At 31.8% G+C, this 15,653-nt stretch carries 14 protein-coding genes and 1 tRNA gene; 3 read left to right on the top strand and 12 right to left on the bottom strand.

Going from position 1 to position 15,653, the window contains the following annotated elements; translation table 11 throughout:
- Window positions 1-50: 50 nt before the first annotated feature.
- A complete protein-coding gene (gene der, locus LY08_RS07670) occupies window positions 51-1,358 on the bottom strand; it encodes a ribosome biogenesis GTPase Der (RefSeq protein ID WP_111659863.1) in 1,308 nt (435 codons plus the stop codon).
- A gap of 98 nt (window positions 1,359-1,456) precedes the next feature.
- On the opposite strand from der, the gene LY08_RS07665 reads away from it, so the two are divergent.
- Window positions 1,457-1,954, top strand: a complete 498-nt coding sequence (locus tag LY08_RS07665; RefSeq protein ID WP_111659862.1) for a GTP-binding protein — start codon at window positions 1,457-1,459, stop codon at window positions 1,952-1,954.
- A gap of 3 nt (window positions 1,955-1,957) precedes the next feature.
- On the opposite strand, the gene era is transcribed toward LY08_RS07665, so the two are convergent.
- Entirely contained in the window at window positions 1,958-2,839 is an 882-nt protein-coding gene (gene era / locus LY08_RS07660) for a GTPase Era (RefSeq protein WP_111659861.1), read from the bottom strand.
- A 26-nt stretch (window positions 2,840-2,865) separates the two neighbouring features.
- A complete protein-coding gene (locus tag LY08_RS07655) occupies window positions 2,866-3,324 on the bottom strand; it encodes an RNA methyltransferase (RefSeq protein ID WP_111659860.1) in 459 nt (152 codons plus the stop codon).
- 96 nt (window positions 3,325-3,420) lie between these two features.
- On the opposite strand from LY08_RS07655, the gene LY08_RS07650 reads away from it, so the two are divergent.
- The gene (locus LY08_RS07650) at window positions 3,421-3,936 is read left to right on the top strand and encodes a hypothetical protein (RefSeq protein ID WP_111659859.1); all 516 of its coding nucleotides are present in this window, start codon (window positions 3,421-3,423) and stop codon (window positions 3,934-3,936) included.
- A gap of 35 nt (window positions 3,937-3,971) precedes the next feature.
- On the opposite strand, the gene LY08_RS07645 is transcribed toward LY08_RS07650, so the two are convergent.
- From LY08_RS07645 to LY08_RS07615, 7 genes are all read right to left on the bottom strand, one after another.
- A tRNA-Met gene (locus tag LY08_RS07645) sits at window positions 3,972-4,044 on the bottom strand.
- A gap of 118 nt (window positions 4,045-4,162) precedes the next feature.
- Window positions 4,163-4,345, bottom strand: a complete 183-nt coding sequence (locus LY08_RS07640) for a CPXCG motif-containing cysteine-rich protein (RefSeq protein WP_111659858.1) — start codon at window positions 4,343-4,345, stop codon at window positions 4,163-4,165.
- Between the two features lie 72 nt (window positions 4,346-4,417).
- Window positions 4,418-5,230, bottom strand: coding sequence for a leucine-rich repeat domain-containing protein (locus LY08_RS07635; RefSeq protein ID WP_111659857.1), 813 nt, complete (start codon window positions 5,228-5,230; stop codon window positions 4,418-4,420).
- A 191-nt stretch (window positions 5,231-5,421) separates the two neighbouring features.
- Window positions 5,422-6,747 carry a TolC family protein gene (locus tag LY08_RS07630; protein WP_111659856.1) on the bottom strand — a complete coding sequence of 442 codons (1,326 nt, stop codon included), beginning with the start codon at window positions 6,745-6,747 and terminating at the stop codon, window positions 5,422-5,424.
- Window positions 6,728-9,925: an efflux RND transporter permease subunit gene (locus tag LY08_RS07625; RefSeq protein ID WP_111659855.1), complete on the bottom strand. Its 3,198-nt coding sequence runs from the start codon at window positions 9,923-9,925 to the stop codon at window positions 6,728-6,730. Before LY08_RS07625 ends, LY08_RS07630 begins: the two co-directional genes overlap by 20 nt.
- Window positions 9,925-11,061 (bottom strand): efflux RND transporter periplasmic adaptor subunit, encoded by a 1,137-nt coding sequence (locus LY08_RS07620; protein ID WP_111659854.1) that lies wholly within the window; start codon window positions 11,059-11,061, stop codon window positions 9,925-9,927. The genes LY08_RS07625 and LY08_RS07620 overlap by 1 nt, the downstream gene beginning before the upstream one ends.
- A 78-nt stretch (window positions 11,062-11,139) precedes the next feature.
- Entirely contained in the window at window positions 11,140-13,047 is a 1,908-nt protein-coding gene (locus LY08_RS07615) for an ABC-F family ATP-binding cassette domain-containing protein (protein ID WP_111659853.1), read from the bottom strand.
- A 110-nt stretch (window positions 13,048-13,157) separates the two neighbouring features.
- On the opposite strand from LY08_RS07615, the gene LY08_RS07610 reads away from it, so the two are divergent.
- Window positions 13,158-13,568, top strand: coding sequence for a DUF983 domain-containing protein (locus LY08_RS07610; protein ID WP_111659852.1), 411 nt, complete (start codon window positions 13,158-13,160; stop codon window positions 13,566-13,568).
- Here the strand turns inward: LY08_RS07610 and LY08_RS07605 are convergent.
- On the bottom strand, window positions 13,556-14,605 hold the full coding sequence (locus tag LY08_RS07605) for an NAD(P)/FAD-dependent oxidoreductase (protein WP_111659851.1): 1,050 nt from the start codon (window positions 14,603-14,605) through the stop codon (window positions 13,556-13,558). The two genes, LY08_RS07610 and LY08_RS07605, sit on opposite strands and share 13 nt — an antisense overlap.
- A gap of 120 nt (window positions 14,606-14,725) precedes the next feature.
- Complete coding sequence (gene porN, locus LY08_RS07600) at window positions 14,726-15,625, bottom strand: type IX secretion system ring subunit PorN/GldN (RefSeq protein WP_111659850.1); 900 nt, start codon at window positions 15,623-15,625, stop codon at window positions 14,726-14,728.
- Window positions 15,626-15,653 lie beyond the last annotated feature (28 nt).

The raw sequence follows: 15,653 nt of genomic DNA, 5'->3' as shown, positions 1-15,653 counted from the left end.
ATAATCTAGTTTATAGTGTTAAATACTATTACTTAAATTATTGACTACATTTATTTTTTACGCATATATACACTTACTGGCACACCAGTAAAATCGTAGATTTCACGAAGTTTATTTTCTAAATAACGCTTGTAAGGATCACGTACATATTGTGGTAAATTACAGAAAAAAGCAAATTGTGGTTGTGGTGTTGGCAATTGCATGATGTATTTAATTTTTACAAATTTACCTTTGTAAGCTGGTGGTGGATAATTATCTATAATTGGTAGCAAAGTTTCATTAAGCTCACTAGTTTTTATACGTTTAGATCTATTCTTATAAACCTCAACAGCAGTTTCTATAGCTTTAAAAATACGTTGTTTAGTTAAAGCAGAAATAAAAACAATAGGTACATCTGTAAAAGGTTCTATTTGCTTACGAATGTGTTTTTCAAATTCGTTAGTAGATTTGTGATCTTTTTCTACTAAATCCCATTTATTAACTAAAATAACAATCCCTTTCCTGTTGCGTTCTGCTAACCAAAAAATATTTTGAACTTGTCCATCAAAGCCTCTATTAGCATCAACAACAAGCAAACAAACATCACTATGCTCTATAGCTCTTACGCTACGCATAACAGAATAAAACTCTAAGTCTTCTTTGACTTTAGATTTTTTACGTATTCCAGCAGTATCTACCAAATTAAATTCAAAACCAAAACGGTTGTATTTTGTATCTATCGCATCTCTGGTTGTACCAGCTATATCTGTTACTATATATCTATCTTCACCAATTAAAGCGTTTATAAAAGATGATTTCCCTGCATTTGGACGACCTACAACAGCAAAACGCGGTAGCACTTCCTCTTCTTCTTGTTCTTCAACTTCTGGTAATGCGTCTACTAATGCATCTAATAAATCTCCTGTTCCGCTACCATTAATACTAGCTATGGTATAGTATTCTCCTAATCCTAAGCTGTAAAACTCGACAGCATCTTCAGCACGTTTACCATTATCTACTTTATTAACTACTAAAAAGACTGGCTTTGTAACCTTACGAAGTAATCTAGCCACATCTTCATCCATTCCTGTAACACCATCTTCTACATTAACCATAAAGATAATAGCATCAGCTTCATCTATAGCTAATTCTACTTGCTTATCGATTTCTGCTTCAAAAATGTCATCACTTCCTTTAACATAACCACCTGTATCGATTAACGAAAATTCTTTTCCATTCCAATCACTTTTTCCGTAGTGCCTATCTCTAGTCACACCGCTAACAGCATCTACTATGGCTTCACGACGTTGGATTAGTCTATTAAAAAAAGTTGATTTACCTACGTTTGGTCTTCCTACTATTGCAACTATATTACTCATATCTTTTGTTTTATCTGCATTACATATCCTGTAAGCGAATGCAAAGGTAGTGTTTAGTTTGAGAAAAAATAGTATTTTACATTCATTATGAGTTAATTATGACTGAGAATTTAAATGATATTGTACTACGTCCTCGATTTAAAATTACATTAAATAAAAGCCACACCACTGTTTTAGAAGCTTTTGAAGACAAAAAACATAATCAAAATCAGTATATCGTCTCTAGAGTTGATGACCATGTATTTATTAAATTACCTAAAGCAGAGCAACATTTTTGGTCGCCACAATTGCATTTAGAAATTAATGAAATAGATCAAAATAAAAGTCAGCTTTATGGCTTGTTTGGACCAAATCCAACTGTTTGGACTTTATTTATGTTTTTACACTTTGCGGTTGCAAGCTTATTTATTGGGTTTTGTGTTTGGGCTTACTCAAACTATGCTTTAGAAGAAGACTACCAATTACAACTTTGGGGAATGGTATTGATGGTTATTATTTGGTTTGTATTGTACTTTTCTGGTCGAATAAGCAAGTCTTCAAATCAAAAAGAAATGACCGATTTATATACCTTTATGAGTAAAGTATTAGATGAATAACATCTATTGGTTATAACCAAAACGTTTTAACTGTCGCTGATTACTTCTCCAGTTTTTATTCACTTTTACATATAATTCTAAATGAATTTGCTTGCCAAAGAATTTTTCTAAATCTTTTCTAGCTTCAACACCTACACGTTTTAAAGCAGCACCTTTATGACCTATAATGATTCCTTTTTGGGTGTCGCGCTCTACCATAATAACAGAACGTACACGAATGATATTTTCTTCTTCAAAAAACTCTTCAGTATCAATCTCTACAGCATAAGGAATTTCTTTTTTGTAGTGCATTAATATTTTTTCACGGATGGTTTCGTTTATAAAAAAACGTTCTGGTTTATCTGTTAATTGGTCTTTTGGGTAGTATGCTGGCGACTCTGGAAGTAGTTCTATAATTTTATCAAACACTTCTTTTACATTAAAGCCTTCTAAAGCGGAAATTGCAATAATCTCTGCATTTGGTACTTTTTCTGCCCACAGCTGCACTTGTTCTTCTAACTGTTCTTGATTGGATTTATCAATTTTATTAAGCAGAAGTAAAACAGGTATTTTAGCGTTGGTTATTTTTTTAAAAAAGGCTTCGTCTTTTAATTCTTTTTCGCCAATCTCAACCATATAAATTAAAACGTCCGCATCGTCAAAAGCGGATTTTACAAAATCCATCATTGAGGCTTGCAGCTGATAAGCTGGTTTTATAATTCCAGGAGTATCGCTTAAAATAACTTGAAAATCTTCACCATTTACAATACCTAAAATTCTGTGTCTAGTTGTTTGCGCTTTAGAAGTGATTATAGATAGTTTTTCACCTACAAACGCATTCATAAGTGTTGATTTACCCACATTAGGGTTACCTATAATATTTACAAAACCTGCTTTATGTTTCATTTTAACTTATTTAATACAATGCAAAGTTACGACCTTGGTTTGTTAATTCCTCTATCATACATCACAATACTTCCAGCAACAGATACATTTAAGCTTAATTGAGATTTAAATTTAACCAAAAAATGTGATTTTTCTATTGCAGCTTTTGATAATCCATGATCTTCTGCACCTAATAAATATACACATCTTCTGGGATGATTAAACGTTTCTAACGGAATAGCTTGCTCTGTTAACTCGACACCAACTAATCGGGTCCCCTTTGGTAAATGGTTGTAAAAGTCTTCAAAATTGTTATAATGATAGTATGGCATAGCTTTTACAGCATTGTGTGTATCGCAAGCTTGTTTTGCATATCTGTTACCAATGGTGAAAATAAAACTTGCACCCAAATTTTGAGCCGATCGCCACAGTACACCCAAATTTTCTGGAGTTTTTCCGTTTTGGATGCCTATTCCAAAATATTCGTTTTTAAAATTGTCCATCATTTTGCAAAAATAAAATATCTGACAAAATGTAAGTTAAAAACCAACTGGCATTTTTTTTGTTATTTGTTATTTAGTAAAACTTAAAATTGTAAAAAAATGAAAAAACTAATCTTATTTTCATTAGTAGCAATTTTAGCTACTAGTTGTAATGGTCAAGATAATGACACGTTAAAACAAGACTTTGCAAAAACTGAAACACCTCAGGATACAGTGAAACCTAAAGTAAGTTGGAAAGTTAATAAAGAAGTAGATGAAAACGGTAATGTGATTAGATATGACTCTATCTACAGTTGGTCTTCTAGTTCTGGTAACCTAAAGTCATTTAATAGCATGGAAGTTGATAGCATATACAGCGCTATGCAATCTAGAATGAAACAACATTTTTCTAATTTTGGATTCTCTGAATTTTCTAGCTTTAAAGATCAAGATTCTATAATGAATCAGTTTTTTTCTGACTCGTTTTTTTCAAATAAAATGACAACAGATTTCCCAGACATAGAAAGTATTAGACAGCGTATGGAAGCTATGCAACAACAGTTTTTTAATCAGCAACGCGCTATAATTCCTAAGATTGAAGAAAAAGAAAATGATCGTGACAAAAAACGTATATAAATAAAAAGCTTCACAAAAAGTGAAGCTTTTTTTAGTAGCGGGAACTGGACTCGAACCAGTGACCTTCGGGTTATGAGCCCGACGAGCTACCTACTGCTCTATCCCGCGATTTGTATTTTAAATGTTTTACTTAGCTTTTAACTTTCGGTTCATAATGCCGACAAAAACATTTAGGACTGCAAATATACAATGCTTTTTACATATTGCAAGCATATTTTACAAATTTTTATTGTTCTATATTAATTGCATCAAAACCAACAAGTTCTGAGTCATTAAATTGTGGTGAGACTTGAATTGGGTTACAACACACTTCACAATCCTCTACATAAGTTTGTTTAGACACACTTGGATCTAATAGCATAGAGATGGTTTCCCAACAGTAAGGACACTGAAAATAATGTTCGAACATATTTTACTTTTTACCAAAAATAAAAATAGCCAACCAAAGGTTGACTATTTTATATCTATTTTTAATAAAACTTTAGTTTTTACTTGCCATTTCTTCGTCTTCTAAAAACAAAGTCACTTTTGTTGGTGCATCATCAACTACAGTTACATAATCGTTATTTAGTTGATTGTCACTAACCATTAAAAGAGTTAGTTTAGATAATTGAGATAACTCGAATGGTAATGATCCTGTTAAGTTATTACTTGATAACACTAATTCTTCTAGATTAGTTAATTCTACTATACTTTCAGGAATTTCGCCATCTAATTGGTTATCAATAAGACTTAATATTTGTAGGTTTTTTAAATTTTTAATTGAATAAGGTATATTTCCTTCTAAAAAGTTACTTCCTAATTCTAATTTTTTTAAGTTTTTTAAGTTTGAAATTTCTTCAGGAATTTTACCAGTAAATTTATTACTATGTAATGCTAAAAATTCTAGGTTACTTAAGCTTCCTATCCAATTTGGTATATGTCCTTCTAATCTATTTAAAAATAATTGAAGAGAATATAATTCTTGTAATTTAGAGATAGACTCTGGTAATTTTCCGTTTAACTTGTTAAAGCTTAAATTTAAAACTTGCAAATTGGACAACTGTCCAATCTCTGATGGTATTTGACCTTGTAAGTTATTGAAGGACAAATTTAAACTTACCACTTTAGAATCAATGATGGTTACACCATGCCAAGTATCTATTGAAGCATCCAAATCCCAAGAGTTTGTCCATTGGGCTCCATTGGTTTGATTGTAAAGCGCTATTAAGGCTTGTTTTTCTGAGTTTGAAACATTTGCAAATGATAAACATGCAAATAGTAAAAAAACTAAAGTTAGTTTAAAGGTTTTCATAAGGTTTTTAGATTTGGGGTCTAATAGACAATAAAACTAACCTTATATAGGGTTAAAAACAAATTGTTTCGATTAACTGCTTAAAAATTTAACATTTTGATGCTGAAAAGAGGTTTTTTATCGATTAAACGAGTTATTTATAATAAATCATTCTACAATTATCGACTAATTACATGCCTGATAATCAGAGCTTAAAAATCTACGTTTAGCAATTCGCCACTTAATTGAAGAAGCTGTAGCTCGGCTAATTTAGCTTGATATTTTGCTTGATTTCGGCTTAATTCTGCATTTAATAAATTTAGCTGTGCTTGTCTAAACTCGATTGAATTAACTTGACCTATTTTAAACTGCTCTTGTGTACGCTCAAAATTGCTTTGTGATGTCAAAATATTATTTTCCTGAATGTTATAGATATTTAGCTTATTTTGATAATCGTCCCAAGCGTTATTAAAATCACGTTCTATTCCTATTAAAATATTTTCTTTCTGAAGCTGTTGGGTCTCTAAGTTAACCTTAGCATTTTTTACTCTAGTTAAGGTGTTTCCGCCATCAAATAAATTCCAAGATAAGTTTAAGCCTCCAGATAAACCTGTATTAGTTGACACAGCAACAAAGGATGCAGCATTGTTATTATTCTCGTTCCAACCGTATGTCCCAGTTAAGCCAATAGTAGGCAAATAAGCAGATTTTCCTGACTTAATATCCAACTGACTTATAGCTATATTTTTTTCGGTTTGAAGCAATGCCACATTGCGTTGTTTAGCTTTTTCAAATAAGCTGTCTTTTTGAAATTGAAGCGCAAAATTAATAGTGGTATCTACATTAAAATCATTAGTAAATGTATTACCTAATACCACGTTTAAATCGCGCTTTGCATTTTTTAATTGCTGATTGGCATTGATAATATTAATACTATCGTTGTTAATATCTACTTCAGCATTTAAAACACCTAACTTAGTGTTTTGACCATATTCAAATTGATATTGGGCACGTTGAAGTCTGTCTTTAGACACAACCAATGTTTGCTCTAAAGCTAATTTGTTTTCTGATAACTGTGCAACATTATAGTAAACAGTAAACAGTTGAACTATAGTGTTTTCAATGGTTTCTCGAGCTTGTAACTGAGATAATTGATATTGTTCTTTTAGTCGCTTATAATTATAACGTCTACCTAAACCATCAAAAATGGTATAATTTAAGTTTAAAGAAGCATTATATCTATTACTTTCTGCTCCATTTAAAACGGTTGTATTTCCGTTAGAAAATTCGGCTTCAGTATTATCAATATTGTAGGTTGCACCTGCATTTCCTGTTAACGTTGGTAAAAACCCAGAGTTTAAAATACTGGTATTATTTTCTGCTACTTCAACTGTGTTTTTAGCAATTTTAATTCCGTAGTTATTTTCTAAAGCTAACTGCACAGCTTCCTCCTGCGTTAATAATTGTTGTGCTTGTATTAATGTAACACAAGACAACATTGCAATTAGTAGACTGTTTTTAATGCTGGTTTTCTTCATGTTGTTCTTTTATTGCACGTTCTACTTCTTCTTTAGTCACATCATTACCTGTATATAACCATTTTCCTTTTTGTTTAATACTATTGCTAAACGATAAAAATAATGGCAATACCAATAAGGTTAAAATGGTTGCATAAGCAATTCCGAAAGAAATAGAAATCGCCATAGGCTTTAAAAATTGAGCTTGTCTACTTTTTTCTAATAGCAAAGGTGCTAATCCTGCAACTGTTGTTAAAGACGTTAAGAAAATAGCTCTGAAACGTGATTTTCCAGCTTCAGATAATGCCAGGTCAAATGACATGCCTTCTCTTAAATTGCTGTTGAATTTCCCAATTAAAACTAGTCCATCATTAACCATGATGCCTATTAATGCGATGATACCTAATAATGATAATATATTAACAGGAAAACCTAATAACCAGTGTCCCCAAGCTACTGCTGTTAAACTAAAAGGCACTAACAGTAGTAACAATATAGGCTGACTATAACTTCTAAAAGTAAAAGCAATAACAATGTAAATAAGCAGTAATATTGGGATACCTGCTTTTGCTAATGAAGAGGAAAGCTTACTTGCTTCACGATTTTGACCTTCAAAAGAAGCAGTAATTGTTGGATATTTAGACTGTAATTGCGGAATGAAATTATTACGAATATCATCTAAAATATCAGTGTTACTAGTACTTGGATCTTTTAAATCTGCAGAGACCTGTATCTCACGCTGACCCTCTAAATGGTTAATAGCTACATCACCACGTTCTATAGTATAAGTTGCAATATCTTTAAGTGTAACACGCTGTCCAGTTGGTGTTACTATACGCATATCGTCTAAATCGTTAATCGAGTTTCTGTTTGCAGAATCGTAACGTACCCAAACTCTAATTTCATCCTGTCCACGTTGAAAACGTTGAGCTTGCGCACCAAAAAATCCAGCACGAACTTGAGTCATGACAGTTCTTAAATCTAAACCTAGTAAATAGGCGCTTTCTTTAAGTTCTAATCTAATTTCTTTGATTCCAGCAGGATCATTATCTGCAACATCTTTTAGTAGCGGATTAGTTTCCAAATAATCTTTTAATTCTTTTTTAGAAGCTTTTAATTCTTCAATATTATTACTTAATAAAGACACAGATACTGGACTACCACCAAAGTTTCCTCCGGACCCAAAAATTAAACGTTCTGTACCAATAACTGGTCCTACCAACTCTCTTAATCGGTTAGCAACCATTGAGGCTTTTATGGCATCTGGACGTTCTTCTCCAGGAAGCATGTTTATTCTTAATGTAGCATTAGAACTACTGTTAATACTTAAAATGGTGTTTTCAAAAAGTTGTTTGTCTGTTCCTTTTAGATACTTGTCTGTTAGCTCTTGATTAACAATAAAAGACTTTTCTTCAATCATAGAAATGATAGAATCTGTAACCTTTACATTGGTTCCATTAGGCATTGCTAATTCTATAGAAACGGTATCACTAGCAATACTTGGAAACAGTGTTACACCTATGATACCACCACCAATTGAACCAAAAGTTAAAATTAACAGAGCAACAAAAATTCCTAACGAGAGCATTTTAAATTGAAGAACAAAGTCTAAAGTTGGTGCATATACTTTATCTCTTAAAAAAGACATAAAGCGGTCTCCAGCTTTATTTATACCTCTCATTTTAGCAAAAAACTGCTTCATTTTAGAAGGGTTTTCTTCTTGAACCTGAGGTTTTAATGCTTTAGAGTGCGCCAAATGCGCAGGTAAAATAATTAGGGCTTCAATAAGCGATACTGCTAAAGTTAGAATAACTATTACAGAAACTTCTCCAAAAAACTCACCAATACGACTATCTAAAAACAAGAATAATGAAAAGGCTAATACTGTTGTAATAATAGCCGAAACTACTGGCGGAATTACTTCCATAGTACCATCTATAGCTGCTTGCTTTGGAGTTTTGCCTTTCTCGTAATGTTGATAGATATTTTCTGCAATAACAATTCCGTCATCTACTAAAATTCCAATAACGATTATCATCCCAAATAACGATAATACGTTTATGGTCACATCAAACTGACCTGCAAAAATAAACATCCCTAAAAACGAAATTGGCAACCCAAAAGCTACCCAAAAAGCCAATCTAGTATTTAAAAATATAGACAGAAATATAAGCACTAAAAGCATCCCAACTATAGCATTTTCTGTTAACAGTTTAGTACGTTGGTTTAGTGTAATAGATAAATCTCTAACCACGTCTAATTGCACATTACTGTACTTTTGGTTATAAGATTCGATATATTCTTTTACTTTATCTGCAGAAGTAATTAAGTCCTCATTATTAGTACTTGTTACTGTAATATCTATAGATAGTTGCTGATTAAAATAGGTAGCATTTGGTGTTTCAGAAAAACGATCTCTGATAATAGCTACATCTTTTAAGCGTACAACTTTACCGTCTGGAGACGCTTTAACAATAATGTTGGATAATTCGTCACCATAATATTGCTTATTATTGGCTCTAATTAAATATTCTTCTGCATCAGTTTTAATATTTCCACCAGTAACCAAAATATTTGAAGTGCTTACTGCATTGGCAACATCTGTAAAGGTTAAATTATAGGCCAATAAACTATTTTCGTTTACTGCAATTTCTATTTCTTCTGCAGGATAACCTGATACTTCAATTTGAGAAATCCCATCAATTGCTCGTAAATCGTTTTCGACTTGACGACCCAATTGCTTTAGTGTTGCTAACGGAATGTCTTTTCCGCTTAAAGCAAAAGATATGGTTTGACGTACTTCCTCTCGTTTAGACACCACTAAAGGCTCCATTCCTGAGGGAAAGGAAGGTACACGATCTACAGCATTTTTAACTTCTAATAACATGAAATCTAGGTTTTCACCTTTTTCGATTTCAACTGTTATGGTTCCGCTATTTTCCCTAGACACTGATGTGACACGATCAATACCCTTTAAACCCTTTAAGTTGTCTTCTATTTGAAGAACAATACCTTCTTCAATTTCTTGAGGAGAAGCACCTGGATAGGTAATGTTAATATTAATTATTTTGGATTCTACTAAAGGAAAAAATGACGATTTAAGCGACATAACTCCAAGGATACCAAATGCAATAAATGCAATAATAAATACATTTACAGCTACATGATATTTGATAAAATAAGCAATTATTTTTCTCATTACTTAATCGAGTCTTTAGCTTGAACGTTTTCTGTAAATGGTTTTACTAACATCCCAGCATATGCACCTGGAACTGCTCGTTTTAAAATAACGGTTCCGTTTGGTACATCTTTTAAAACCACCTTTGTATCTGAAAAATGAATAGGTTTTGCAGGAATCATGTCCAATACACTGTCTTTAACAACAAAAATTTGTTGGTCCTCTAGTAATAAATTTCGGTCTATTTCTATAGCATTTTCAATTTGCTTAGCATCTAAATTAGCTTCTAGATACATGCCTTCTTTAAGGTTACTGTCTTTTACCTCTATAAAAACTGTTATGGTTTGTGTTGCAGCATCTATACTACCATTAACACGTGATACAGTTCCTGTATAAGATTCAGTTTTATCAAGATTGGTCAAGCTAACACTTTCTCCTACTTTTAAAATATTAGCAAAAGATTTACTGATTGCTACCTCCATTTCATAAACAGAAGGATTAATAAATTCTCCTAACTTTTGACCATTTCTAATTAAAGACCCTTCTGTTACCAAAGCTTCTGTTAAAATTCCTGAAAACGGAGCAGTTATTGAATACTTTGCTAAGCGTTGTTCTAAATTTTTAACATTATAGTAATTGGTTACAATACCACGTCCAGTAATAAAATAGTTTTCTTTATCTGAGGTCATTTCTGGTAACTTTGGCGTAGTTTTATTTAAGTCGAAACCATTTAAATACGATTGCCATTTTTGAAATATATCCGAAAAATCCAATCGTAAATCTGGCATAATTGCAGCAATAGAATTATACAAATTGCTTTTTGCAGATTGCACACTTGCATAATACTCTGAAGCATCAACACGAATTAAGGTTTGACCTTGTCTGTAGGTTTGACCCGCTTTAAACAATTTGCTTCCTGGTCTAAAAACACCTTGCACCTCTGCGTATAACTCTACACGCTGTTTAGCTGTTAAGTTACCTTGTGCAGGAATAACAATAGGAATAGTTGAATTTTGAACCGTATCTATAAAGACAGTTTTAATGACTTTAGCAGCTACTGGTTTTGGTTTGTTTTTATCTGCAATAAGCTTTTTAGCAAATAAAAAAGAGGCTATTATAAGTAAAACTCCTATAATGGCTAGTATAATTTTGCGCATGTAATTGGTTTTGATAGTAAGACTGCAAAATTAGACTTTAGTTTATAGGCTAAACGTTAAAAAAAAGCTAAAAACTAGTTATGAAAATTGTTCCAGTTCTAAAGTAATAGTTTCCCAGTCCTGCATTAGTTTTTCTAATTTAGCTTTTTTTGCCTGATATTGGTCAAAAAAGTTTGGTTTTGCGACTGTTTGATCGTAATTAGTAGCTAATTCGACATCAATCTCTTTAATTTCTTTTTCAAGTTGACTGATTTTAGACTCGCAGTTACTTAGTTTATTATTTAAAGACTTTAGTTTCTTTTGGTCTTCATAAGATTGTTTAGGTGTTGTTTTAGCTTCAGCTTTAACCACTGTACGCTTTTCGACTTCTCTTAAATTTTGAACGTTGCGTTGTTCTAAGTAAAAATCTATATCTCCTAAATATTCTTTGATATTTCCATCTTTAAATTCAAAAACAGTGTTGGTTAACCCTTGTAAAAAATCTCTATCATGCGATACTAAAATTAATGTTCCTTCAAAGCGTTGCAACGCTTCTTTTAAAACATTTTTTGATTTTATATCTAAGTGGTTAGTGGGCTCATCCATTACCAATACATTAAACGGTTGCAACATTAGTTTTGCTAATGCTAAACGGTTACGCTCGCCACCTGACAAGACTCTCACGTATTTATCTACTTCTTCACCTCTAAATAAAAAAGACCCTAAAATGTCACGTACTTTGCTTCTGTTGGTTTCATTTGCAGCATCAATCATGGTGTCTAAAACGGTCTTGCTTCCGTCTAAATATTCGGCTTGATTCTGAGCAAAGTAACCGATTTGTACATTATGTCCTAGTTTTAATTTGCCTTCATGTTTTAATTCGCCTACAATAATTTTTGCTAAAGTTGATTTACCTTGACCATTTTGTCCAACAAAAGCTGTTTTAATATCACGCTCCACCATTAAATTAACATGGCTTAAAACGTGGTTATCACCATAACTTTTTGAAATATTTTCGGCTTCTACTACGACTTTTCCTGGTGTGATAGAAACTGGAAAGTTTAAGGTCATCACACTATTATCATCCTCGTCCACCTCTATTCTATCAATCTTATCCAGTTTTTTAATTAAAGATTGCGCCATAGTAGCTTTACTAGCTTTAGCACGAAACTTTTCAATTAATTTTTCTGTTTGTTCTATTTGTTTTTGTTGATTTTTTTGAGACGCTAATTGTTGTGTTCTAATTTCTTCACGAAGCACTAAGTACTTGGTATATGGTTTTGGATAGTCATAAATTCTTCCTAAAGAAATCTCAATAGTACGATTAGTAACATTATCTAAAAACATTTTATCGTGTGATACTATAGCTACTGCTCCAGGATAATTTTTTAGGAAACCTTCTAACCAAATAATTGACTCAATATCTAAGTGGTTGGTAGGCTCATCTAGTAATAAAACATCATTATTTTGTAATAATAATTTTGCTAACTCTATACGCATACGCCATCCACCAGAAAATGTATCTGTTAGTTTATTAAAATCATCGCGTTTAAACCCTAACCCTTGTAGAATTTTTTCGGTTTCACCTTGATAATTATAACCTCCAATTATTTCGTATTGATGTTGGATGTCATTTAATTCTACCATTAAATCATGATACGCTTCGCTTTCGTAATCGGTACGCTCTGCCAATTGAGAATTAATGGATTCTAATTTTGCTTCTAAAGCTTTGATTTCTGTAAATGCCTGGTAAGATTCCTCTAATACAGTACGTCCAAAAGTAAAATCGATATCTTGTTTTAAAAAGCCAATTTTTAATTCTTTGTCAGCAGCAATTTGACCAGTATCTGGCTCCATTTCTTTAGACAAAATCTTAAGCATAGTAGACTTACCTGCTCCATTTTTACCAATTAGTCCAACCCTATCTCCATGACCTAATTTGAAAGTAATATCTTCAAACAGGTATTCTCCTTGAAATGAAATTGATAAATTATGAATATTTAGCATCTATTTGTGACTTTTGTTACTTACTATTGACCGAATAAAACTTAATTTTGTATTTGAAGTAACAACTTCAAAACATTGGTTTTTTCGAATTGCAAAAGTACACAATTATTATGTTTAAAAAAGGCTCAAAATTATATGGGATTTTTACTGGAAAATGCCCTAAATGTCATGAAGAATCTATGTATACTCATCCCAATCCGTATCATTTAAGCAAATTATTTAGTATGCATGAGCGTTGTAGTAATTGTCATACCAAATATAAAATTGAACCATCTTTTTTTTATGGTTCTATGTATGTAAGTTATGGCGTTGGAATTGCGTTTGCAGTTGCTGCTTTTGTAATTAGTTTTTTGTTTTTAAAAACTAGTTTAAATACTGCTTTTATTGCCATTATTGCAACTATGATTGTCTTTTACCCTGTGATTATAAGACTTTCAAGAAATATTTGGATTAATATTTTTATGAGTTATGATAAATCTATAGCTTCAAAAAATAAGTTATCTGAAGCTCAAAACAAATAATTAAATCTAGAACAATCAATTTCTATATCTAGAGGAGTATTATTTTCAATACAATTAAAGAGTTGATTTGCTATATAAGGAGCTATCATGACACCTCTAGAACCCATTCCATTTAAGATGTGAAGGTTTTTATGGGTATGATGCTGCCCTACCAATGGTTTTCTGTCTTTTACAGTTGGTCTAACTCCTGCAACGTGATTGACTACTTCAAAATTAAAATCTGTAAATGTTTTAAGCTTATCTAAGAGCGTTTGTTTTGCTTCTTGTGTAATGGAGTTATTTTTATCATTTTGCTCGTAGGTTGCTCCGATACGATACAAATCATTGCCTAAAGGGATGATAAACACACTAGACTTTAAAACATAGTCTAATTTTAAGTCTGGCGCATGAATAGTTAATAATTGTCCCTTAGAACCTTGTAATGGCAAATGATTAAAAAATGGATTATTTTTTACACCAAAGCCTTCAGCAAACACCATGTGTTTTGCACTAATATTTTTGTAGTCGACACCATTAGCATTTATTATTAGTTTATCATATTTAAACTGTTCTGTGATGATTAACTTTTTGTTAGATAATGCTTGTCTGTATTTTTCAATCAACAACTTTGTGTCTATACGTCCAGTTTGTAAAACTTCCCCTAATTTAAAATCAGCTTTAATTTTTGGGTTATTATTTTCAGATAAAGTTGTATTTATAAAAGGTTTTAAACCTGGTCTATCTGATCTTGCAAACCACTCGTTTTGCTCTTCTGTAGAAGTAAACCTACGTTTTACAGCAATTTTATAATCTAACTGAATCCCTAAGTCTTTTTCAATAGTTTGGTAAACCGGTAAAGCTAGGTCTAATTGTTCCTGACTTTTCCAAACTGGTGTGAAGCGTTTTAAAGTCACAGGATTGTATAAACCACCAGCAACTATTGATGACTGTTGAGAATTATCATCAAAAACAACAAAAGATTTGTTGTTTGCTTTTAGTATTTCGGCAAAAGATATTCCTGCTAATCCACAACCAACGATAATGTAGTCTACTTCCATGTCGCAAAAATAAAACTAATTAGTGGATTCTTATTGTAGTCCGTTTGACAAATTATAACTGTAACAAACAAAAAACGCGTACTTTTCAGTACGCGTTTTGATATGATTAATTAGTTACTTTTAGTAAGACCACATGTCTAGTTCGAAGTTTCTAATTTTTTCTTTAATTCTTTCAGACTCCATTAATTGCATTAATGCATTTTCTGCTATATATTCTTCAACCTTACGGTCTCCAAATACATTTTCTTCTTTATAGATAATACCATTAAAACGTCTTGAGTTTAATAGGTGATCAAAAGAAAATGGCATTGCACTATTTTTTGAGTTAAATGCTTTTGCTTCATGTAATACATCTCTAGCATCAGGATAGAAAATCCAAAATAATGGAATTGGCTCTTTGTTGGCTTCGTCATCTGAGTTAACATAGTTAACATCTGGAGCAGCAGGAGCTAATCCTAAAAGTCTGTATTTAAGCTCTCCTTGACGCTTGTCAAAATACCATAATCCTTTAATTAGGTATGCAGAAACATCATAAGAAGAAATAGTAGTTGTTGTAATATATTCTGGATCTACATATCCATCAGCATTTAACTGATCGTATCCAATATCCATAGTATCTACAGCAGTTCTAATTTGTTCTAACTCTTTTTTAGTACGTCTTCCTGTAAAATAAGAATCGTTGTACACGTTTTCTATTTTACCATCATCGATAGCTTTAGTTAGTACATCAAATAAAGAACGTCTTTCACTTCCAATATTATTAGTGTCTACTGGATAATATAACGGAAAGTTTACACGCTCGTCTAAAACTACTTTTTCCCAAGTCATTTTAGCAAACATAATATCTCTATCATCAACGTAACCGTATTCTAGAGGTTTATCGTTATCTAATGCTTTTTGTTCTTCTGTTCTAACACCAATCTCTTCTGGAGATTTTGCATTTAGAATATTAGATTGCGCATTGATTTGAGCGGTAAACGCTACACCAAATACGACTGCTAATAAAGATTTATAATTCATCTGAAATTTATTTTAATATTTATTTAAT

It is taken from the genome of Olleya aquimaris, from assembly GCF_003259525.1.
GTDB classification, from domain to species: domain Bacteria; phylum Bacteroidota; class Bacteroidia; order Flavobacteriales; family Flavobacteriaceae; genus Olleya; species Olleya aquimaris.
The sequence above is the reverse complement of the archived record's forward strand: the minus strand, read 5'-3'. Positions and strand labels throughout refer to the sequence as shown.